The 23,478-nt window shown below is 41.2% G+C and carries 21 protein-coding genes; 10 read left to right on the top strand and 11 right to left on the bottom strand.

All coding sequences use genetic code 11. The features are described 5' to 3' along the window. Positions 1-18 precede the first annotated feature (18 nt). Complete coding sequence (locus tag ACE2AL_RS03645) at positions 19-480, bottom strand: Lrp/AsnC family transcriptional regulator (protein ID WP_206084610.1); 462 nt, start codon at positions 478-480, stop codon at positions 19-21. Between the two features lie 277 nt (positions 481-757). Here ACE2AL_RS03645 and queC point away from each other — a divergent pair, with 277 nt between their 5' ends. Beyond that, the gene (gene queC, locus ACE2AL_RS03640; RefSeq protein WP_375083987.1) at positions 758-1,453 is read left to right on the top strand and encodes a 7-cyano-7-deazaguanine synthase QueC; all 696 of its coding nucleotides are present in this window, start codon (positions 758-760) and stop codon (positions 1,451-1,453) included. 55 nt (positions 1,454-1,508) lie between these two features. Here queC and ACE2AL_RS03635 read toward each other — a convergent pair whose 3' ends face one another. From ACE2AL_RS03635 to bolA, 9 genes are all read right to left on the bottom strand, one after another. Further along, positions 1,509-1,934 carry a thioesterase family protein gene (locus tag ACE2AL_RS03635; protein WP_206084608.1) on the bottom strand — a complete coding sequence of 142 codons (426 nt, stop codon included), beginning with the start codon at positions 1,932-1,934 and terminating at the stop codon, positions 1,509-1,511. A 181-nt stretch (positions 1,935-2,115) separates the two neighbouring features. Continuing rightward, entirely contained in the window at positions 2,116-2,487 is a 372-nt protein-coding gene (locus ACE2AL_RS03630) for a ComEA family DNA-binding protein (protein ID WP_206084607.1), read from the bottom strand. Between the two features lie 144 nt (positions 2,488-2,631). After that, positions 2,632-4,503: a peptidylprolyl isomerase gene (gene ppiD / locus ACE2AL_RS03625; protein WP_206084606.1), complete on the bottom strand. Its 1,872-nt coding sequence runs from the start codon at positions 4,501-4,503 to the stop codon at positions 2,632-2,634. A gap of 175 nt (positions 4,504-4,678) precedes the next feature. Next, entirely contained in the window at positions 4,679-4,954 is a 276-nt protein-coding gene (gene hupB, locus ACE2AL_RS03620) for a nucleoid-associated protein HU-beta (protein WP_206084605.1), read from the bottom strand. A 234-nt stretch (positions 4,955-5,188) separates the two neighbouring features. Then, entirely contained in the window at positions 5,189-7,624 is a 2,436-nt protein-coding gene (lon, locus tag ACE2AL_RS03615) for an endopeptidase La (RefSeq protein ID WP_206084604.1), read from the bottom strand. 206 nt (positions 7,625-7,830) lie between these two features. Next, positions 7,831-9,108 carry an ATP-dependent protease ATP-binding subunit ClpX gene (gene clpX, locus ACE2AL_RS03610; RefSeq protein ID WP_206084603.1) on the bottom strand — a complete coding sequence of 426 codons (1,278 nt, stop codon included), beginning with the start codon at positions 9,106-9,108 and terminating at the stop codon, positions 7,831-7,833. 118 nt (positions 9,109-9,226) lie between these two features. Next, on the bottom strand, positions 9,227-9,847 hold the full coding sequence (gene clpP, locus ACE2AL_RS03605; protein WP_206084602.1) for an ATP-dependent Clp endopeptidase proteolytic subunit ClpP: 621 nt from the start codon (positions 9,845-9,847) through the stop codon (positions 9,227-9,229). A 541-nt stretch (positions 9,848-10,388) separates the two neighbouring features. Then, a complete protein-coding gene (tig, locus tag ACE2AL_RS03600) occupies positions 10,389-11,693 on the bottom strand; it encodes a trigger factor (RefSeq protein ID WP_206084601.1) in 1,305 nt (434 codons plus the stop codon). A 352-nt stretch (positions 11,694-12,045) separates the two neighbouring features. After that, positions 12,046-12,384 (bottom strand): transcriptional regulator BolA, encoded by a 339-nt coding sequence (gene bolA, locus ACE2AL_RS03595; RefSeq protein ID WP_206084600.1) that lies wholly within the window; start codon positions 12,382-12,384, stop codon positions 12,046-12,048. 264 nt (positions 12,385-12,648) lie between these two features. On the opposite strand from bolA, the gene ACE2AL_RS03590 reads away from it, so the two are divergent. From ACE2AL_RS03590 to ACE2AL_RS03550, 9 genes are all read left to right on the top strand, one after another. After that, complete coding sequence (locus tag ACE2AL_RS03590) at positions 12,649-13,230, top strand: YajG family lipoprotein (protein WP_206084599.1); 582 nt, start codon at positions 12,649-12,651, stop codon at positions 13,228-13,230. Between the two features lie 121 nt (positions 13,231-13,351). After that, on the top strand, positions 13,352-14,854 hold the full coding sequence (locus tag ACE2AL_RS03585) for an MFS transporter (RefSeq protein WP_206084598.1): 1,503 nt from the start codon (positions 13,352-13,354) through the stop codon (positions 14,852-14,854). A 276-nt stretch (positions 14,855-15,130) separates the two neighbouring features. Further along, the gene (locus ACE2AL_RS03580; protein WP_206084597.1) at positions 15,131-15,901 is read left to right on the top strand and encodes an outer membrane protein OmpK; all 771 of its coding nucleotides are present in this window, start codon (positions 15,131-15,133) and stop codon (positions 15,899-15,901) included. 426 nt (positions 15,902-16,327) lie between these two features. Further along, on the top strand, positions 16,328-17,278 hold the full coding sequence (gene cyoA / locus ACE2AL_RS03575) for a cytochrome o ubiquinol oxidase subunit II (RefSeq protein WP_206084596.1): 951 nt from the start codon (positions 16,328-16,330) through the stop codon (positions 17,276-17,278). Between the two features lie 4 nt (positions 17,279-17,282). Continuing rightward, complete coding sequence (gene cyoB, locus ACE2AL_RS03570; protein WP_206084595.1) at positions 17,283-19,274, top strand: cytochrome o ubiquinol oxidase subunit I; 1,992 nt, start codon at positions 17,283-17,285, stop codon at positions 19,272-19,274. After that, entirely contained in the window at positions 19,264-19,878 is a 615-nt protein-coding gene (locus ACE2AL_RS03565) for a cytochrome o ubiquinol oxidase subunit III (RefSeq protein ID WP_206084594.1), read from the top strand. The genes cyoB and ACE2AL_RS03565 overlap by 11 nt, the downstream gene beginning before the upstream one ends. Continuing rightward, positions 19,879-20,211 (top strand): cytochrome o ubiquinol oxidase subunit IV, encoded by a 333-nt coding sequence (locus ACE2AL_RS03560; RefSeq protein WP_206084593.1) that lies wholly within the window; start codon positions 19,879-19,881, stop codon positions 20,209-20,211. It begins immediately after the preceding gene. 12 nt (positions 20,212-20,223) lie between these two features. Next, positions 20,224-21,111 (top strand): heme o synthase, encoded by an 888-nt coding sequence (gene cyoE / locus ACE2AL_RS03555; RefSeq protein ID WP_206084592.1) that lies wholly within the window; start codon positions 20,224-20,226, stop codon positions 21,109-21,111. Positions 21,112-21,424: 313 nt separating this feature from the next. After that, positions 21,425-22,786, top strand: a complete 1,362-nt coding sequence (locus ACE2AL_RS03550) for an MFS transporter (protein WP_272538996.1) — start codon at positions 21,425-21,427, stop codon at positions 22,784-22,786. A 55-nt stretch (positions 22,787-22,841) separates the two neighbouring features. On the opposite strand, the gene ACE2AL_RS03545 is transcribed toward ACE2AL_RS03550, so the two are convergent. Continuing rightward, positions 22,842-23,333 (bottom strand): YajQ family cyclic di-GMP-binding protein, encoded by a 492-nt coding sequence (locus ACE2AL_RS03545; protein WP_042846924.1) that lies wholly within the window; start codon positions 23,331-23,333, stop codon positions 22,842-22,844. Positions 23,334-23,478 lie beyond the last annotated feature (145 nt).

Below are 23,478 nucleotides of genomic sequence, written 5' to 3'. Positions count from 1 at the left end.
GTCTTTTCTGCCGACAATCTAATCAGGGATAGGTAAAACTGTTGTATATTTGATTTTTTCCATCGCAAAGCTTGAAGTGACATCAATTAAACCCTGAACACCATTCACCAGCTTTTTATAAAAAAGGTCATAAGATTTCATATCATGCACTTCAACTTGCATCAGGTAATCATATTCCCCCGCCATACGGTAAAACATCAGTACCTCTGGCATCTGACTAACAAATGACACAAATTGCTCATACCACTCACTATTATGGTGCTGAGTTTTTATCGTTACGATAACCGTCAAGCCTAACCCCAGCTTTTCGCCGTCAAGTAGCGTAACTCGTCCACGAATGTAGCCTTCATCTTCGAGACGTTTTAGGCGTTTCCAACACGGTGTAGAGGTTAAATTAACCGCTTCAGCGAGTGTATTGAGGGATAAGCTACTGTCATTTTGCAATAAACAAAGCAGTTTTTTGTCTATTTTATCTAACATGATTGCTCTCTTGGCTTAGATGTAAATGCTTTTTGTTATGTTTTTAATATTGGAAACCTTATTATGCAAAACATCATCATTCAAAAAAAATAATAGTGTCACCAATTCGCTTTATTATAGAATAATTTTATACAAATTAAAGAATAATAGGATAAATAGCACATCAAATAGACTAAACCTATAAAAATAAAACTGTTAATTATGTTATCACCTCGCTAACATGGAAAACTAAAACCTCATTTTCTTGAATTACATGAATTATCACCAAGGAGTGACTATGAAACGCGCGGTTGTCGTCTTTAGTGGTGGGCAAGACTCAACAACTTGTCTGATCCAAGCCTTAGAAAATTATGATGAGGTGCATTGTGTCACTTTCGATTATGGACAACGACATCGTCAAGAAATTGAAGTTGCGCTGAAATTAAGTGCATCATTAGGCGCAACAGCCCATAAAGTTTTAGATGTCACATTACTCAATGAATTAGCCGTGAGTAGTTTGACGCGAAACAACATCCCTGTCCCTGATTTTGAAAAAAGCGAGGCGAGTGGATTACCGAGTACCTTCGTACCTGGGCGCAATATCTTATTTCTGACCCTAGCAGCAATCTACGCTTATCAGGTCCAAGCAGAAGCAGTGATTACTGGCGTATGCGAAACCGATTTTTCAGGTTACCCCGATTGCCGTGATGAATTTGTTAAAGCGCTTAATCACGCCGTCACTCTTGGTTTAGCAAAGGATATTCGCTTCGAAACGCCCCTTATGTGGCTAAACAAAGCCCAAACTTGGGCGTTAGCTGATAGTTACGGTCACCTTGACACCATCAAAGAACAAACGCTAACTTGCTATAATGGTATTCAAGGCGCTGGCTGCGGTGAATGTGCAGCCTGCCATTTAAGAAGCAATGGCTTAAACGAATACTTAAACCAAAAAGAAGCTGTAATACAGTCATTAAAACAACTACAAGCTAAATAATGCAGTAAGCAAGTTTACCTACCTGATAATCAAGATCAGGTAGGCTTTCATTTAATTAACTAATAAAATCATCAATAACCGCATTAAATGACTCCAGCTTCTCACGCAGCTCTTCATCAATCATAATCGCTTTATTAGTGAGGTTATCAATAAATACGAAAGTGACATAAGCATCAGAGACGACTTCTGATTGCCCTGCTTTATTACGAATAATTTGTTGATAGCACACCGCGCTTTTAGAACCGATTTTATCCATCCGTGTCACAACAGTGAGTTCATCCCCCAGCAATACCCCCTGAATATAGTTCACATTGATATTCACGGCAGCCATGGTTAAATTGCTTTGTATTGCCCAACTGATAAAGTTGCGCTTATTCATCCACTCCCAGCGGTCTGCCTCGTAGAACTCTAAATAGCGTGCATTGTTTACGTGCTGGAATACATCAATATGATAACCATGAACTTTAATCTTTGTTGTCATAACTACTCCGACCAGTTTATATTCCGATAACATAAAAATAACAAATGTACGGAAAATATGCTGAATAAATATCACGAATAAGACTTAGCTCTCAAATTATTTACCATAAAACAGTAAATCAGATTAATAAATAGCCATATCATAAGTAGCTCCCCAATCATTCGAATGAGGAGCCATGACATCAAAGCATGAGTTTATTCTTATTTTTTTCTAAAAACGCAGGGCCAATTCCTTGGACTTCCAAAATATTTTCTATGGTATTAAACGCACCGTATTTTTCCCGGTACTCGACAATAGCTTTTGCTTTTTGTTTGCCAATACCATTCAATTTTTGAGCCAGCTCTTCTGCCGTTGCGTTATTAATACTCACTTTATTTGATTGGTTGATATCAATAGCTTTTACGCTTTCTGTAGATTCAGTTGGCTGAGAGTGTGTTATTGCGTTTTTCTCTGCTGTGTTTTTTTTCGCCCATGTTAAAGATGAAAAGCCCCCCAATAATGCTAAGCATAATGCTGTCGCTAAACTACGTTTAACAATTGTTTTCCATGACATGATGTTTCTCCTATGTATGTAGAGACATCACAGTGCCAGAAAAAAATCATCTCGGCATTTTGCGAAAAATAAAAATGCGAAAGGCCACCCAAAGGTGGCCTTTTAATAATATGCTTACAACTTAAATTGCGAAGCTACTCGCAATTATTCAAGATTCAGAACTTCAATTTTCGCATTTTCACGTAAATTAAGCATCAACGCTTCATTCACAGCAGAGCTCATCACACCTTGGTATTCACGGGATAACTGTTTCAGCTCGTCTTCCGTTGGCTGGCCTAAAGTCACTTTATCCAACTGAATAACAACATAGTTGTCAGATTCATCACGTGCAATAGAGTAGGCAGGCTTACCATCAACAGGTTGAGCCATGTCCATTGCTGTGTTAATCGTCGCGGTTTGTGGCATTAAACGCGAAACAGTTTGCACGCCAGTAAATTTAACGCCCGCTGTACTTAACGCTTCTTCGCCTTTACCAGCTTTCAAGTCAGCAAGTAGCTTGTCTGCGGTTGCTTTTAGTTCTGCATCGGCTTTCTGGCGCTTAACTAATGTTTCAATCGCAGGTTTAACTGTTTCAAACGGCTCTGTGCTTTCTGGTTTGTACTCAGTCACACGAACAACAAATGCACGGTCACCTTCAACGTTAATTACGTCAGAGTTAATCCCTTTAGAGCCATTTTTATCAACTAGACGGTCGCTAAAGACTTCATTGATAACTTTAGGGAAATTTAACGCCGCAGGTGGATTGTTACGATCAAACCAATCTGTTGTCACCATTTTCAAGCCAGAAACAGATTCAACTGAAACTAATGATTCCATATCGCTTGTGGCAGCCTCACTGACTTTCTGTTGTAAGTCATAGAACTGCTTGATGTTTTTATCTTGCAGCAAGCTAACTTTGATGGTTTCAGAAACTTGTTCAAACGGTTTTGTTGACTCAGGCTTAATATCATCTAAACGGAAAACAACGTAGTTATCCTGCGCTTTAACTGGTGCCGAAAGTTGGCCTTTTTCTGTTAAGTTTGCAGTGATAATTTCGCTCGGCGTTGAAGCGGCCTCCATCCAACCAATCAGGCCTTTGTTACCCGCACTGAATTTATCCGTTGATTTTTCAGCCGCTAGCGTTGCAAAATCTGCACCTGCTTTGATTTCATTGATGATGTCGTTCGCTTCTTTTTCTGAAGCTACTTGGATCATGCTGTATTGTTTTTGCTCTGCCTGAGTGTAATTTTTCAGGTTTTGCTCATAATACGTTTTCACTTCTTCATCAGAAACCGTGGCTTCTGGCATAGATGCTGCGTCCATTTCAACATAGCTGACTTTCACTTTTTCCGGTGAAATAAAACTATTTTGATTCGCATCGTAGTATGCTTTCAGCTCTTCTTCAGATATCGTTTGTTTCGCTTGCACATCAGCTAAGGACAAAGTTGCAGTGCGAATTTCACGCTCTTGCATAAATAATTCAGCATATGCTTTAACTTCTGATGGTAAAGCGAAGTCCGTCCCAGTAAAAGATTTCCCTAGCTGAGCACGTGTTAAATCTTGGCGAATTTGTGCCGCAAAACTATCCGCATTGATGTTATAACGACTTAAGATTTCGCGATATTTGTCGCTATCAAACCGACCATCAGTTTGGAAGATTGGCATAGAGAAAATGGATTGCTCAATCTGTTGATCGCTTGCTGAGAGATTCAGTTCATTAGCATATTGATTAATCAATTCATTGTTAATCAAATTATCAAGCGCTTGGCGACGCAGCAAATTCATGCTTTCTTCATTACTCGCCACTTCAGAGAATTTATCTCCCAAGTATTCTTGTAATGATTGGCGTTCCTGCTGAAAAGCCTGCTGTAACTGTTCCTTGCTAATTGGCTGCCCATTAACTTCTGCTGCTTTGTTGGCACTATTGCCACCTAAGCCGCCCATCATAACGCCTGTCAGCACGAATGACAGCATAATGAGCCCTAGCAAAATTTTAATAAAAGGACTGTTGGCCTTCGTGCGTAGATTTTCCATCATAAAAAGGCTTAACTCCGCTTTGTTGAATTCAATTTCTTAATAATACGCTAATCTTAACTCAGAAAGAAAAAAAAGCGCACCATTTCCATGGTGCGCTTATATATTAGCTGATTAAAGGCATTCCGTCAGTTTGAGTTTTTGCAAAAATGCAAGAAAGACAAACTAAAATACTTAATTAGCTATTAACAGCGTCTTTAAGACCCTTGCCTGGACGGAAAGCTGGAACTTTCGCCGCAGCGATTTTAATCTCTTTGCCCGTTTGTGGGTTACGGCCTGTACGTGCAGCACGCTCACGAACAGTGAAATTACCAAAGCCAACTAAAGCAACATCGTCTCCTTTACTCAAAGAACTCGTTACAGTAGCAACGAACGCGTCAACAACGCGACCTGCAGCAGCTTTAGAAATATTCGCATCAGAAGCGATTTGATCAATCAGTTGAGCTTTATTCACTCTTATCATCCCCATTATTAGTTGGACTATAAACCATCAAATTAACTATAGCAGCTAGCTTCTATTCGTACAGCTAATTAATGATTTAGCCGTTATATCAATCCTGATTACCAATGGCAAGAGAACAGATTGCATACAAACAATTATCAGAATCATCGCTAAATTAACGATGAAAAAAAAGGCTGACAAGCCCTAAATTAGCTGTCAGCCTTAGTTTTATGCAAACTTCTTGATTCAGCTCACTCTTTTCGCTTTCTTTTTAACAACCTCAACCCCGAAAGGCGGGTTAACTAAAGCTAAAGAAAGAACTTCTTCAATGGTTTTCACTGGGTGAATTTCTAAATCAGCGATCACATTTTGAGGAATTTCTTCTAAGTCACGTTCGTTTTCTTTAGGGATTAATACGGTTTTTATTCCGCCACGGTGTGCAGCTAATAATTTTTCCTTTAACCCACCAATTGGGAAAACTAACCCTCTTAATGTGATTTCTCCCGTCATTGCCACGTCTGCACGAACTGGGTTACCTGTTAAACAAGAAACCAAGGCTGTTGACATCGCAATACCTGCGCTTGGGCCATCTTTTGGTGTTGCACCTTCAGGAACGTGAACGTGGATATCGCGTTTCTCATAGAAATCGCTGTTAATACCCAGTTTTTCAGCACGAGCTCTCACCACGGTTAAGGCCGTCTGGATCGACTCTTGCATTACTTCACCTAAAGAACCGGTATAAGTCAACTTGCCTTTACCTGGTACACACGCAGTTTCAATGGTAAGTAAGTCCCCACCCACTTCAGTCCACGCTAAACCAGTCACCTGGCCGACACGGTTTTCAGTATCTGCTTGGCCGTAGTCGAAGCGACGAACCCCCAGATAATCTTTTAAATTATCTGCGTTGATTTCGATGTGTTTGAGTTTTTTATCCATTAATAATGCTTTAACGGCTTTACGACACAATTTCGAAATTTCGCGCTCTAAACCACGTACACCCGCTTCACGCGTATAGTAACGAATAATGCTCATTAATGCGCTATCATCGATCGTTAATTCGCCTTTTTTCAAGGCATTACGTTCAATTTGTTTCGATAATAAATGTTTTTTAGCAATATTCAGTTTTTCGTCTTCGGTATAACCTGAAAGGCGAATCACTTCCATACGATCCAGTAGTGGCGCAGGGATATTCATCGAGTTTGACGTTGCAACAAACATAACGTCAGACAAGTCGTAATCCACTTCTAAATAGTGGTCGTTAAACGCGATATTTTGTTCTGGATCAAGCACTTCTAATAATGCTGATGCAGGGTCTCCGCGCATGTCTGAAGACATTTTGTCTATTTCATCCAGCAGGAACAGTGGGTTTTTCACCCCAACTTTTGCCATTTTCTGGATAAGTTTACCTGGCATTGAACCAATATAGGTACGACGGTGACCACGGATTTCTGCTTCGTCACGCACACCACCTAACGCCATGCGGGTGTATTGGCGACCCGTTGCCTTCGCAATAGATTGACCCAAAGAGGTTTTACCAACCCCTGGAGGCCCTACCAAGCAAAGAATTGGCCCTTTGATTTTACTGACACGGCTTTGTACTGCCAGATACTCTAAAATACGGTCTTTAACACGCTCAAGGCCATAATGATCGGTATCCAGCACTTCTTGTGCTTTAACTAAGTCTTTTTTGACTTTGCTACGCGCATGCCATGGTACTTGCACCATCCAGTCGATATAACTACGGACAACCGTGGCCTCTGCAGACATTGGAGACATCATTTTCAGCTTCTGCAATTCTGCTTCTGCTTTTTCTTGTGCCTCTTTTGGCATTTTCGCTTCTTCGATTTTACGTTTTAGCGATTCATATTCATCTGGCGCGTCATCCATTTCACCCAGTTCTTTCTGAATAGCTTTCATTTGCTCATTCAGATAGTACTCGCGCTGACTTTTTTCCATCTGCTTTTTAACGCGATTACGGATGCGTTTTTCGACTTGCAGTAATTCTGTTTCTGACTCCATCATCGCCATCAGGAACTCAACACGTTCAGCAATATTTGCCATTTCAAGAACGCGCTGTTTATCCGCTAATTTTAGCGGCATGTGGGATGCAATAGTGTCTGCAAGTTTATCAAGCTGGTCTTGCTCTATCGAGTGCAATGCAGTCAGCACTTCTGGTGGAATTTTTTTGTTGAGCTTAATATAGCTTTCAAACTGGCTCACAATGGTGCGATACAGCACTTCATTTTCTTTTTCATCAAGAATTGATGCTGGAGTGCCCGCTGTGGTTTCGTCGTAAACGGCACCTTCAGCGTGTTTATCTTGTTCGGATGCTAAATACTCAGCTTGCGCGAGGAAATACTCGCCGTTATCCGTCAAGCTAGTAATACGCGCACGTCTTAAGCCTTCAACTAAGACTTTCACTGTGCCGTCTGGCAGTTTTAGCATCTGAATAACGGATGCAACTGTACCAACAGCAAATAAATCGTTCACCCCTGGCTCATCAGTCGAGGCTTCTTTTTGCGCAACCAGCATCACTTGTTTGTCATGATCCATCGCTGCTTCCAGACTGTGAATGGATTTTTCACGTCCAACAAACAGTGGGATCACCATATGTGGGTATACCACTACATCACGCAGAGGCAATACTGGTATTTCAATGCGTTCGGAACGCTCTGGATTCATAAAGCTCTCTCTTCGTTTAGCTCACGCTAGTTTAAGGGTTTCTGTCTCTCGCTTGAAAAATATTCTCAAAAACAAGGAAACCACACCTCAGAATATAAACTATATGGGGACAAGATTTTAGCATTCAATGGGTAGTTAAACATAAAAAACAAAATGAGGGATATCCCTCATTTTGTTTGATTATTTATTGAACGCTTTCTTAAAGATTAGTTATCACCTGAAGCTTGAGCATCTGGCTTGCTGTAGATCAACAAAGGTTCTGATTGTTCGTTAATGACATTTTCATCAACGACGACTTTTTCGACATCCGTCATAGAAGGAAGGTCATACATGGTATTTAACAGAGCAGCTTCAACAATTGAACGCAAGCCACGGGCACCCGTTTTACGTGCCATCGCTTTTTTCGCAATAGCTTTTAACGCTTCTTCTCGAAACTCAAGTTCAGTTCCCTCAAGACTAAACAGCGCTTGGTACTGTTTAGTTAATGCATTTTTCGGCTCTTGTAAAATTTGAATTAGCGCTTCTTCGCTCAGCTCAGTCAACGTAGCAACCACTGGCAGACGACCAATAAACTCAGGAATTAAACCGAATTTAATTAAATCTTCTGGCTCAGCTTGTGTTAATAATTCACCTTCTGTTGCTTTGTCTGACTCGCCTTTTACTTCTGCCGCGAACCCAATACCTGAACGGGTATTTAAACGCTGACCAATCACTTTATCTAAACCAGCAAATGCGCCACCACAAATAAACAGAATCTTCGAGGTATCTACCTGTAAAAACTCTTGTTGTGGATGCTTACGCCCACCTTGTGGAGGAACAGCCGCAACGGTACCCTCGATAAGTTTCAAAAGTGCTTGCTGCACACCTTCACCCGAAACATCGCGGGTAATGGATGGGTTATCAGATTTACGAGAAATTTTATCAATTTCATCGATATACACGATACCACGCTGCGCTTTTTCTACGTCATAGTCACATTTTTGCAGTAATTTTTGGATGATATTTTCGACGTCTTCACCCACATAACCTGCTTCGGTTAATGTCGTGGCATCGGCCATAGTAAATGGCACATCCAAATAACGTGCTAAGGTCTCAGCCAGCAGCGTTTTACCACTCCCCGTTGGACCAATTAACAAGATATTACTTTTGCCTAATTCGACACCATCACTGGTTTTGTCGCCATTACGCAAGCGCTTGTAATGGTTATAAACCGCAACCGCCAAGACTTTTTTCGCTTTTTCTTGACCGATGACGTAATCATCAAGGTGTTGCCTAATTTCATGTGGCGTAGGCAGTTCACTGCGCTCACGGTGTGGCGCAAGTTCTTTAATTTCTTCACGGATGATATCAAGACATAAGTCTACGCATTCATCACAGATATAGACTGACGGACCGGCAATCAGCTTACGTACTTCGTGCTGACTTTTTCCGCAGAAAGAACAGTAAAGCAGTTTACCCGTTCCCTCTTTGCGTTTCTCTGTCATCAGTTGACCTCACTTTTATCCATATTGCCTTGTTTTTGTTTGATTAAAACAGGAAACACAGCAACGATTTTCTTAAAATAGTTTATGGTATGAATTAATTATACCAAAAGTTAACCAATTAGCGGCTACTATAAATTTGGTCGACTAAACCGTACTCTTTCGCTTCATTAGCTGACAAGAAACGGTCACGCTCAGTGTCACGGCTGATTTCTTCAATGGACTTACCCGTGTGGTGAGCCATGAGTTCATTCATACGAGTTTTCACTTTTAAAATTTCTTGTGCATGGATTTCAATATCCGTTGCTTGGCCTTGATAGCCACCTAGCGGTTGGTGGATCATTACACGCGAATTTGGCAAGCAAAAACGCTTACCTTTTGTGCCAGCAGTCAACAAAAATGCGCCCATAGAGCACGCTTGTCCCATACAAATAGTACTAACATCTGGCTTAATAAATTGCATGGTATCATAGATAGACATACCTGCCGTAATCACACCACCTGGTGAGTTGATGTACAGTTGGATATCTTTTTCAGGGTTTTCTGCTTCAAGGAATAACATTTGAGCGACGATTAAGTTCGCCATATGGTCTTCCACTTGACCCGTCAGGAAGATGATACGTTCTTTTAATAGACGTGAATAAATATCATATGAGCGCTCACCTCGAGAGGTTTGCTCAATGACCATTGGCACAAGAGCCATTTGGGATGCTAATTGTTCCTGACCGCCAAAATGTGACATCGAAATCTCCTATTAAAAACTTTCTGGTGCTTGCGCCTAATTTGCTATCTGCTAACCATCATCTTGAGCAAAGGGAGTGTTGCAAAACAACATGTTTAAAAATACCTTTTTTTGCAAACTTTCACGATCCTCTTATTTCTCTATTTTAGCCTATATTGGACTGATTACGGGTGAAATAAGAAGAAAGTGCAGTAAACTGTGCTGAAGTCAATAAGACGCTCTTTCAATAAGTCTAACACAAGTCTGTTTACTTACACGGTATTATCCCATTAGAAAACCATAATTGATTTTCAAAAATGACGAAATAACTCTTTTGGTGGAATTCGTCTCTCTTTTGATATTTGCTCTACAAAATAGTTCAAATCGCAAGCAAAACTGAATACATGCTAGATGAAGTATTAGGGATATAATTAGGGTTTAAATGTGATTTTCAAGGTTACCCTATCTTAATTCACAAAAAAGTTGTTATTCAAAAGCTTTAATTGCAAAAAAACCCGCAGTAAGACACCGCGGGTTTTTATTTTGTACAACAAGAAATAAATTAACCAGCTTGAACTTGGTTCATCAGCTCAGTGAAATTAGTTTCTTTTTCAGTGACTTTAGCAACAGCTAGAACAGTTTCAACCGCTTGTTCTTCTAATGCTAAGTTACGAACGCTGTTCATCAGCTCTTCGTTTTTGCTGTAGTATTCGATAACTTCAGCAGGATCTTCGTATGCAGATGCCATTTCTTCGATCAGCGCTTTAACACGATCTTCGTCAGCTTTCAGTTCGTTTTTGTTGATCACTTCGCCTAACAGCAGACCGATAACAACACGGCGTTTTGCTTGTTCTTCGAACAGTTCACGTGGTAATTCCATCGCTTGTTGTTCGTTGCCACCAAAACGTTGTGCCGCTTGACGACGCAGAACATCGATTTCACCATCAACCACTGCTGCTGGAACTTCGATGTCGTTCGCTTTGATCAAACCATCAAGAACTTGTGCTTTAACACGGTTACGCACCGCATTTTTCAGCTCACGTTCCATGTTTTTACGAACTTCTGCACGCAGACCGTCTAAAGTACCATCAGCGATACCGAAACGCTTGATGAATTCTTCAGTAAATTCTGGCAGTTCACGTTGTTCTACTTTCTTCAGAACGATAGCGAATTTCGCTGCTTTACCTTTCAGGTTTTCAGCGTGGTAATCTTCTGGGAAGTTAACTTCGATATCGAACTCTTCGCCAGCTTTGTGGCCAACAACGCCGTCTTCAAAGCCAGGGATCATGCGGCCTTCGCCCATAACCAGTGCGAAATCTTCTGCTTTACCGCCTTCGAACTCTTCACCGTCGATAGAGCCTGTGAAGTTGATAGTGATGCGTGAATCAGCTGCTGCTGCCTCGTCAACTTCTTTCCACTCTGCTTGTTGTTTACGCAGAGTATCTAACATGTTTTCCAGGTCTTCGTCTTTAACAGAAACCGCTGGTTTTTCAACTTCGATAGTGTCTAAACCGGTTAATTCGATTTCTGGGTAAACTTCAAACTCAACTGCGTAAACAAAATCTTTACCATCTTCCAGTTGCTCTGGCTTGTAGCTAGGCGCACCAGCTGGGTTGATTTTGTTTTCGATGATTGCATTGATGAAGTTACGTTGCATCACATCGCCCAGAACGTCTTGCATAACAGACGCACCATAACGTTGTTTAACGATGTTCATTGGTACTTTCCCTTTACGGAAACCATCAACACGTACTTTCTTAGCAACGCTAACCAGCTCGCTATTTACTGCTTTTTCAATATCAGTGGCAGGAACGGTGATTGTTACACGACGCCCAAGGCCTTGAGTCGTTTCAACAGAAACTTGCATCTTCTTACCTCAAAATAAATCTTAGTGATCGGTCTACTCCAGAGTTATGCCATTAAGCAATTAATGGCCTTCTCCCTTCCAGAACCGGGGGCGTTACTTACGTAACGGTCAATCCCTGATATCAGAAGCGTCCCGAAACCTTACTGAAAATTAGACGCAGCATTATACCGATGACAGCGCCCTGAGTCGAGAAAAGCAGATAAAAGAAGCGATTTTTCCTCTTTATTTGTGACTTTTCTGACTAAAATTTTTATTTCCTCACGAAAATTGAAGAAAAAATACCCATCAGACTCCTTTTAGGTTTGATGGATAATTCCAATCGTCCCAAGTAAAGGCCAATTGGCTACACAAATTAACGACTAACGCCACCTACACCACGACAAGCTGGCGATTTTAACGCGGTATCTGCCAATTCATCCCATTCTTTTGGTGTATAGGTATGCAGAGCAAGAGCATGGATGCCCCCCGCTAATTCATCGGCTAAAATAGCATAAATTTCACGGTGACGGCCAAGCATTCGTTTATTTTCAAATTTATCAGTGACTAAGATGACTTTGAAATGACTTTCCGAGCCAGGTAATACATTATGTTGATGGCTTTCATTAATAACATTCAAGTGACTTGGTTCAAAAGCATCTTGTAATTTTTGGCTCACACGAGACTGCATACTTTGTGATGCATTGGCGACCATAAAATACTCCTTAATAGCGACCCGCTCTAGTATTGATAAGTTCAGTAAACTATATTGCACATCTTGATTATTGCTATCTTCTTATTATAGAAATATCCGATCATGACTTGGCAATGTTATGATATCGACACATTAGTGCGAATTTTTTCAAAAACTGTTGTCTAATAGTTCAGGATAATTTGGCCACTCGACTTTATATCGAGTGGCGGCTACCCGCACCATAACGAAACATTTTCAATTAGGAAAGATGAACTGGAAAAAATTATGTTAAGAAAACTGTGTTTTCCACTTTTTGCGTTGTTTCTACTTGCTGGATGTGCAACTAGCAGCAATACACTCTCGCTCGAACCCAAAATAGCGTTACCCGCTAAAAATCCGACGCTGAATGCAACCTCAATTAGCGTTAGCAGCGTAGACAACCGTACCAATAAATCATTAGCTGAAGTCAATCGTAATGGTAGCCTAGTGGTGCTTAATCCATCCCGTGATCCCCGCTATTTGATGCAAGAAGCCGTTGAAAAACAGATGGCTGCTCGTGGCTTTATGGTCACTTCACCCGCCAATGTTAATTTAGTCGTTCAATTGAACAAATTGGACACTAAAGTTGCTGAAGGTAGTCTACGTCATAATATTACTGTTAATTCAAGTGTAAGCATCACAGCAACTGCACCAAATGGCTCAACAAAAACGCGCTCATTCACCCGTAATTTTAATACACAAGAATTGTTAGCGGCGAATAATGCAAAAATTGAAGCTGCAATTAATAGTGCATTAGCTGATTTAATTGCCGACATGGCATCCGATCAAGAAATTACCGATTTTATCAGACAAAATTCACGCTATTAAACGAGCGAATACCATCATTTCGTATTAAGCTATCCAAGTTAACACTTGGATAGCTTTGCGCGGTCAATACCTCTGCAGCGCTATGTATTGCAGCAAAATCACCTTAGGCTTAGAGGGAATAATGCCTCGTTTCACACTACCGAATAATATTACTTTAATCCTTTTAGGCTTCGTTTCTGGCTTACCTTTAGCGCTGACTGCAGGGACATTGCAAGCTTGGTTAACGGTTGAAAACGTTGATATCAAAACAATTGGTTTCTTTTCCTTAGTCGGGCAAGCTTATGTTTTGAAGTTTTTATGGTCTCCTATGATGGACCGTTATACACCGCCTTTTTTGGGGCGTCGTAGAGGCTGGCTGTTAACCACACAAATTCTTCTTATTATTAGTATTGCCGCAATGGGATTCATGAACCCTTCTGAGCATTTATGGTATCTCGCCGCATTAGCCGTTACCGTCGCTTTTTGTTCTGCATCCCAAGATATTGTATTTGATGCTTATAAGACTGACTTGCTAAGCGCAGAAGAACGCGGAATTGGTGCTGCAACCTCAGTGATGGGCTATCGAATCAGCATGTTAGTTTCTGGTGGGTTAGCCCTTTGGCTCGCCGATAAGTTCCTTACATGGAAACAGCTTTACCTTGTCATGGCAGGGTTAATGGTCATCGGTGTTATTGCGACTTTGCTAGCCAAAGAGCCCGAAGAAAATAGCGTCCCGCCTACCTCGTTAAAAAAAGCCATCTATGAACCTCTAGCCGAGTTTTTTAGCCGTAACAACGCATGGCTCGTCTTATTATTATTAGTGTTTTATAAATTGGGCGATGCTTTTGTTATGGCGCTCAATACTAACTTTTTACTCAATGCGCTGGGCTTTAGCCTTAGTGAAGTCGGTACAGTGAATAAAACAGTCGGAATGGCTGCTACTATCATTGGTGCATTATTAGGTGGTTACTTAATGAAAAACATGAGCTTGTTTAAGGCTCTGTTTCTTTTTGGCTTGCTCCAAGGTGGGTCGAACATTGGTTATTGGTTCCTCGCTGTCACCCCGCCTCATATCATGACGATGGGCTCCATTATTTTCCTTGAGAATATTTTTTCAGGGATGGGTACCGCAGCATTTGTTGCACTGCTAATGACGCTGTGTAATAAATCCTTATCCGCAACGCAGTTTGCACTCCTCTCTGCCCTTTCTGCGGTAGGACGGGTATATATTGGCCCAGTCGCCAGTATTTTCGTCAGTAACTATGGCTGGCCACTGTTTTATTTGATCTCCATTGGCGTTGCCGTTCCAGGGATCTTATTGTTATTAGCCTGTCGCAGTTCTTTGCTATATACCCAGGCTACAGGGCTGTTCCAGCGCCGTGAGCTATACGCAAATGGCTATCGTTTCGCTGTTTATGCCCTACTTGCTGCAGTAACTTGCCTTGCGATTTGGCTACTTTCTCTATTGGCATTTTCTTTTAGTGGAATGAAAGTTTACCTATTCACCACGCAAATTGAATTTTGGCTGGCTATCCCTAGTTACCAAAATATTTTGTTTAATGCTGGGATTAGCATTGGTGCCATCAGTTTAATTATTGGGGGGAGTTTAGATTTCCTCGCTGTGCGTAAAACTGTCAAACAATAATTCTTTTTTCTCTCACATTTACTTATCTATTTAATTGATTCCCTAAGACTAACTTATTAGTTTAGGGAATCTGATCATTTAAATAAAATAGCCCTTAATCACAAAACACCTCAAAATCACTTTATTATCGTGATTATGATCACTCATCCAATGAAAAATATTTCTTAATTGCAATTTTAAAGCCTAATATATCACATGTTAGAGACTAGTTAGATAACACGTTAACGAATAGTGCACTACTCAACCCCATTAATTAATTAACGAAAATAATCTATTATGAAAAAACTCCTTTATATTGCCGCCTTAGCTTCTGTGGCAGGTACGGCATATTCTGATGATCTTTTAGGCTATCAAAATGGTTTTGCTGATATCAACATTAACTATTTAGACTGGTCTCACCGTACTGAGACCAAAACGGAGAAAACGACTCGTAAAAAAGATTTTGCTTATGTTGAATTAGAAGGTGGAGCTAATTTTAATTGGGGTGAACTCTACGGTTTCTTTGATGTGGAAAACCCTCTCCATACACAGCATACCGATTCAGGACGTAATAAACGCTACACCATCAAAACAACAGGCCGTTTTTATTTAGGTGATACTGGTTTTAATCTGTACGGTCACGTTTACGGTACATGGTCATTGCCAGGAACAAAATATGGCGGGAATTTCCATGATGTGAATACATTATATGGTATCGGTTACAACACCGCTTTTGGTGACTTGTGGTTTAAGCCTTTTATCGCCCTAAACTATACTGATCAAACATTCTATTCTGGTAACAACGGTTATACCGCTGGGTGGGTAGCGGGTTATAATTTCAGCGCGTTTGAAGAAAACTTCATGATAACCAACTGGCACGAAATGGAATTTGCACGCAATAAACGCTACAACGGAGGAAAGCGAAATGGCATTAATGGTGCCATGGCTTTTTGGTGGAATGCGACGCCACATTTAGCTGCGGGTGTGCAATATCGCTATGCTGACAATAAATTAGGCGATACATTTTATCAAGACGCAATCATTTATACATTAAAGTATACGTTCTAATGCGTTATTGAAAATTGTATGGCGATTTATTAATTTTCTTTTTAAATCAAAATAGTAATAATTTTTCTAAACTATTTTGCCGATAAAGCGACTTAAATAGCTTTATCGGCAATAAAAAACGTAATTTCCCTTACCATATTGCTTATGATTCATATCAGTTTTGTCATTTTTTCACTTCTTTTGTATATATTTTTCTTTGAAAAATTACTAAGATAATTTAGTATTAAAGGGCTTTTATCAATATATACTTATAATCCGTATCAATTTTAACTTTTTCTTTATAAGTTCTTTACATGTGATCATATTAACATAAAGAGCTAACAATTCCGTTTCTTTGCCTTACAATCATTTACACTCGCATAACCTTACCGTAAAATGCCCGCACTGATGAAACGACAATTAGAATCTTGTCATTTGGGGTCGTGGATGAGACTTATGAACTACAAAAAAAGTATCGGAGCAATCTCACTCGTTGTAGCAACCTTATTATTAGGTGGTTGCGACATGGTGTTGATGGATCCAAAAGGCGCCGTAGGCGTAAAACAAAAAGAGCTAATTCTTATTGCAATTGGCTTAATGCTGCTTGTTGTTATTCCCGTTATTTTTATGACGATTATCTTCGCCAGAAAATATCGTGAATCCAACACGTCTGCTACATACCGTCCAAACTGGGCTCACTCAAATAAAATTGAGTTAGTCTGCTGGACTGTTCCTATCATCATTATCATCATTCTGGGTGCTATCACTTGGAAGACGACACATGAGCTGGACCCGTATCAGCCATTAGTGAGTGATCAGGAACCTGTCACAATCGAAGTTATTTCAGCTGACTGGAAATGGATCTTTATCTATCCAGAGCAAGGTATTGCTACAGTTAACGAAATCGCATTCCCTACTGGTGTGCCAGTTAACTTCAAAATCACGTCTGATTCGGTGATGAACTCGTTCTTCATTCCATCTTTAGGTGGCCAAATCTACGCGATGGCAGGTATGCAAACTAAACTTCACTTAATCGCCAATGAACCAGGCACCTATAAAGGCTTCTCTGCAAGCTACAGTGGCCATGGCTTCTCTGATATGAAGTTCAATGCGATTGCAACCCCTGACCGCCAAGGCTTTGATGAGTGGGTACAAAAGGTAAAAGCGTCTCCTAAGACAATGGATACAATGCAGGCATTCGACGAAGTCGCTAAGCCAAGCACAAATGTTCCTGTTACCTACTTCTCTAGCGTGAAACCTAACCTTTATAACGATATCGTTCTGAAGTTTGGTCATGAGCACCATAAAGGTCACGCTCCTGTAGAAACCAAAGAAGAATCTACAGGTCATTCTATGCATATGAGCCATAATGCTCATGCAGCAGGCGCTGAGGAATAAGGGCATGTTCGGAAAATTAACACTAGATGCAGTTCCGCTCCACGAGCCGATCATCGTTGTCACACTGATTGCTATTGTCCTTGGTGGGCTTGGCTTAGTCGGTGTGATCTCCTATTTCGGTAAATGGAAATGGCTGTGGAAAGAGTGGTTAACCTCGGTTGACCATAAAAAAATTGGTGTCATGTACATCATTGTAGCAATGGTTATGTTGTTCCGTGGTTTTGCGGATGCCATCATGATGCGTGGTCAGCAAGTGCTTGCTTCTGCTGGGCAAGAGGGCTTTTTAAACCCTCATCACTATGACCAAATCTTTACCGCACACGGCGTTATCATGATTTTCTTCATGGCAACTCCATTTGTTGTCGGTTTGATGAACCTCGTTGTACCTCTGCAAATTGGTGCGCGCGACGTTGCCTTCCCATTCCTTAACTCATTGAGCTTCTGGTTCTTTGTAGTTGGTGTTGTCTTAATCAACATCTCTTTAGGGGTAGGTGAATTCGCACAAACAGGTTGGTTAGCTTATCCGCCATTATCAGGCTTGGAGTACAACCCAGGGGTCGGGGTCGATTACTGGCTCTGGAGTCTCCAGATATCGGGTATTGGTACGTTATTAACAGGGGTTAACTTCATCGCCACGATTATCCGTATGCGTACTCCGGGTATGTCGATGATGAAAATGCCTGTATTCAGCTGGGCTGCGTTATGTACTAACGTATTGATTGTTGCTGCTTTCCCTATCTTAACCGTCACTCTGACGCTTCTGACGTTAGACCGTTATTTAGGTACCCATTTCTTCACTAACGATATGGGTGGCAACATGATGATGTACATCAACCTGATTTGGGCATGGGGTCACCCTGAGGTGTATATCCTTGTTCTACCAGTGTTCGGTGTGTTCTCTGAAGTTGCAGCAACCTTCTCGAAAAAACGTTTATTCGGTTATACCTCATTAGTTTGGGCAACAATCGTTATCACCGTTATGTCCTTCATCGTATGGCTGCACCACTTCTTTACGATGGGTTCAGGTGCTAACGTAAACGCCTTCTTCGGTATCGCCACCATGATTATCGCAATCCCAACAGGGGTTAAGATCTTCAACTGGCTGTTTACTATGTACCAAGGTCGCATTGAGTTTAAATCACCAATGCTGTGGACTATTGGTTTCATTATCACCTTCTCTGTGGGTGGTATGACAGGTGTTCTGTTAGCTGTACCAGGTGCAAACTTTGTTCTGCACAACAGTCTATTCCTGATTGCTCACTTCCATAACGTTATCATTGGTGGTGTGGTGTTCGGATGCTTCGCGGGTATGACTTACTGGTTCCCGAAAGCTTACGGCTTTACACTGAATGAAAAATGGGGTGTCCGTGCATTCTGGTTCTGGATCATCGGTTTCTTCTTAGCATTCATGCCGTTATACATTCTGGGCTTTATGGGGATGACTCGTCGTTTAAGCCAGAATATTGACCCGACCTACCACACAATGTTGGTTGTTGCTGCAGGCGGTGCTGCGTTAATCGCTATCGGTATTGCATGCCAAGTTATCCAAATCATTGTGAGTATTCGTGACCGCCATGAAAACCGTGATTTAACGGGAGATCCATGGGGTGGACGTACTCTTGAGTGGGCAACTTCTTCACCACCACCATTCTATAACTTTGCGATTGAACCACACGTTCAAACTCGTGATGCTTGGTGGGATTTGAAAGAAAAAGGTCTTGCTCATAAGAAACCAACTTCATATGAAGAAATTCATATGCCGAAAAATACTGGCGCTGGCGTTATCATCGCAGCATTTAGCTTAGTTTTAGGTTTCGCAATGATCTGGCACATCTGGTGGATGGCAATCATTGGTTTCGGTGGAATGATCGTAACTTGGATTGCAAAAAGCTTCGACGAAGATGTTGATTACTACGTACCTGTGGCTGAAATCGAAGAAATCGAGAATAAGCACTTTGAAGAATTACGTAAGGCAGGTGTGAACGATGTCAACTAATACAATGACTAACCAAAATATCGCCCATGCTGAGCATGGGCACCACGATGCAGGTGGCACTAAAGTATTCGGTTTCTGGCTCTATATCATGAGCGACTTGATCCTGTTTGCTTGTTTGTTTGCAACCTATGTTGTTTTGGCTGATGGAACTGCTGGCGGTCCCGCTGGTAAAGATATCTTCAGTCTGAAGTTCGTATTAGGCGAAACCTTCTTACTGTTAGTAAGTAGTATCACTTACGGCTTCGCTATGATTGCGATGCATAAAGGAAAAATCGGTGCAGTTAACTTATGGCTGTTCGCGACATTCCTGTTAGGCCTTGGCTTCGTTATCATGGAAGTCTATGAGTTCCACGAACTGATCGCTGAAGGCTTTGGCCCTGACCGTAGTGGTTTCTTATCTGGTTTCTTTGCACTGGTTGCAACGCACGGTCTGCACGTTTCTGCGGGTCTGATTTGGATTGTTATCATGATGATTCAAGTCACTCGTCGTGGTTTGACTGACGTTAACAAAACACGTTTGAACTGCCTGAGCCTGTTCTGGCACTTCTTAGACGTGGTTTGGATCTGTGTATTTACCGTTGTTTATCTTCTGGGGGCTATTTAAATGAGTCATGCAAAAGATGCTCACACTGGAGCAAGCCACGGTAGCGTTAAGACATACCTGATTGGCTTTATTCTGTCAGTTATCCTAACGGTTATCCCGTTCTGGATGGTGATGGAAGGCACAGCGACGACGTCAACAATCCTTTGGACTGTTGTCGGTATGGCAGTCGTGCAAATCTTCGTTCACTTAGTATGTTTCTTACATATGAATACCTCATCTGATGAGCGTTGGAACTTGGTTGCATTTCTGTTCACCATGCTTATTGTCGGCATCGTTGTTGTCGGCTCGCTGTGGATTATGTACAACCTGAACATCAATATGATGCTCGACTAAAGAGTTGCCGATATGTTTAAGCAATACCTGCAAGTGACCAAACCAGGAATTATATTCGGAAACTTGATTTCTGTGATCGGCGGTTTTCTTTTGGCCTCAAAAGGGTCAATTGATTACCCGCTGTTCGTTGCGACTTTGCTGGGTGTATCACTGGTCGTGGCTTCTGGTTGTGTTTTCAACAACTACATCGACCGTGATATCGACCGTATCATGGAAAGAACTAAGAATCGCCCTTTAGTTAAAGGGCTGATTGACCCGAAAGTTAGCCTGATTTACGCCGCTGCATTAGGTATTGCTGGTATGGTACTGCTACTCGTAGCAGCCAATGCCTTGGCAATGCTACTTGCAGTCATCGGTTTCATTGTTTATGTAGGCATTTATAGCCTGTATATGAAACGTAAGTCAGTCTATGGCACGCTAATTGGCAGCTTGTCTGGCGCAGCACCACCCGTTATCGGTTACTGCGCTGTCACCAATGAATTTGATGCAGGGGCTCTAATCCTGTTATTAATTTTCAGTTTGTGGCAGATGCCTCACTCGTATGCCATTGCCATTTTCCGCTTTAAGGATTACAAAGCCGCGAACATTCCCGTGTTACCGGTGATTAAAGGAATTTCTGTCGCTAAGACACATATTTTCCTGTACATCCTTGCGTTTATGGTTGCAACGTTAATGTTAGCTATCAGCGGATACGCGGGCTATAAGTATTTGGTCGTGGGTGCAGCAGTTAGCTTGTGGTGGCTGGGTATGGCGATTTCAGGTTTCAAAACCGAGAACGACGACCGAGTCTGGGCAAGAAAACTATTCATTTTCTCAATCGTAGCAATTACTGCATTGAGTGTAATGATGTCTGTTGATCCTACCGTTTCAACCGATACTGTTATAGCTCTCGTCAGATAACCTATCTGCTCTCTGATGATAACAATGTCTAAACGGCGGGCTTTCCCCGCCGTTTTTATTTGTCTCTGATGGCTTTTACAACTCACTTTTACGCATTCTGCCTATCCTTATGAATCTATTTTATGGTTAAATAGCCCCTTGCTATTATAAGCTAGATATAAAATGCACTATTAAAAATGGCTAATAAGCTGATATTTCAACATATTTTTAATGTAATCAGACACTATCTAAAATAGTTTGAATTACTAATATGTGAGACCTAGCTAGCTAAGAGAAGCCAATACCGCTACAGCTCGAAATATGAAGAATAAAAATGAACGATAACAAAATGACATCAGCAGAGCTCAGATCCACGTGGGGATTAGGTTCTGTGTTCTCCTTGCGAATGCTTGGTATGTTTATGGTTTTACCCATTTTGACCAGCTATGGAATGCACTTACAAGGGGCAAATGAATTTTTAGTGGGCATTGCCATTGGTATTTATGGCCTTAGCCAAGCACTTTTTCAGATCCCTTTTGGCTTGATGTCAGACAAAATCGGTCGTAAGCCACTCATTGTTATTGGCTTAATCATTTTTATTATTGGGAGTATTATTGCAGCGCTCAGTAACTCAATTTGGGGTATTATTATTGGCCGCGCATTGCAAGGCGCTGGTGCGATTTCAGCAGCTGTCATGGCGTTACTATCTGATTTAACCCGAGAACAAAATCGCACCAAAGCAATGGCATTTCTAGGGATAAGCTTTGGGTTAACTTTTGCGATTGCGCTTGTTTTAGGGCCTATCATTACCCATCTAATTGGGCTAAATGGTTTATTTTGGGGGATAGCCCTACTTGCCGTTGGCGCGATTGCACTCACCATTTTTGTTGTACCAAACACCAACACCCATGTTTTGAACCGTGAATCTGCCTTTGTGAAAGGCAATTTAAAAACCGTTTTAGCTCAGCCTCAATTATTAAAATTAAATATCGGTATTTTGTGCCTACATACATTGCTAATGTCGAGCTTTGTTGCTCTGCCACTGATTATGACAAAAGCAGGCTTTCTCGCCCAAGATCACTGGAAAGCCTATTTGGTCACAATGCTAATTTCCTTTGTGACTGTTTTGCCTTTTATAATCTACGCAGAAAAATATCGTAAAATGAAGCAAGTCTTCCTGGTCTGCATCGCACTATTGGCAGTTGCAGAAATCACATTGTGGTTCTCAGGTAGCCAGTTATGGATCATCATCCTTGGCTTACAGATCTTTTTTATTGGCTTCAATATTATGGAAGCCATTTTGCCATCATTGATTAGTAAGGAAGCACCCGCAGGCTATAAAGGAACCGCGATGGGGGTTTATTCCACCAGCCAATTTTTAGGTGTCGCACTTGGGGGGATTGTCGGTGGATGGTTATATAATTTTGAAGGGGCAAATACTGTCTTTATTGGTGGTTTGATCCTGACAATCCTTTGGTTTGTCGTTAGTCTAACCATGAAACAACCACCATACGTCAGTAGTATTCGTATCGAATTGCCTACACACTTAAAAAATACTCGCGCCCTAGAACAAAAGCTACGAGCTCAAAATGGGGTTATGGAAGCTTTAGTTGTCGACGAGGAATTAAGTGCCTACGTTAAAGTTGATCGAAAAATCATTAATCGCGAGCAACTGGAAGCGATTATTCAGCAATAAAAAATAGGCCTGCAAAATTGTAGGCCTATTTTTATTGATAACTTACTCGTCGTAATTAATCACGGAAGTTATTAAATTGGAAAGGCTGGCCTAAATTCCCGCCACGCACTAGTGCCATAACCGACTGTAAATCATCGCGTGCTTTACCTGTCACTCGCACTTGGTCACCCTGAATTTGCGCTTGGACTTTCAGTTTGCTGTCTTTGATTAACTTAATGATTTTTTTAGCAATAGCCGCATCGATGCCTTGTTTGAACGTCACTTCAACGCTATAAGTTTTCCCACTATGAACAATATCGTCAGGGACATTTAGCACTGCGCCATCAATACCACGCTTCGCCATTTTTTCCCTTAAAATATCGACCAGTTGGAGGACTTGGAAATCCGATTCACTGGTGATTTTTACTGATTCATTTTTATCGTTAAGTTCAAAGCTTGCTTCAACATTTTTAAAGTCCCAGCGGCTCGTAAGCTCGCGCTGCGCATTCTCTACCGCGTTACGCACTTCATTCATTTCAACTTCAGACACAATATCAAATGATGGCATTGTTCAGACCTCTAAGGATATTTTTTGTTGCATGCATGATAACGTTTTTAGCCACTGCACTTCAAGTTATCAGGGCTCTCTCCTTCCTTACGCTATAATTAACGCACACTAAGGTATATACTTGGTTAGATAGCCAATGTCAGAG

The organism is Providencia xihuensis, from assembly GCF_041953405.1.
In the GTDB taxonomy this organism is placed as follows: domain Bacteria; phylum Pseudomonadota; class Gammaproteobacteria; order Enterobacterales; family Enterobacteriaceae; genus Providencia; species Providencia vermicola.
Note: the sequence above shows the minus strand (reverse complement) of the source record. Positions and strands in the feature narration are given on the sequence as shown.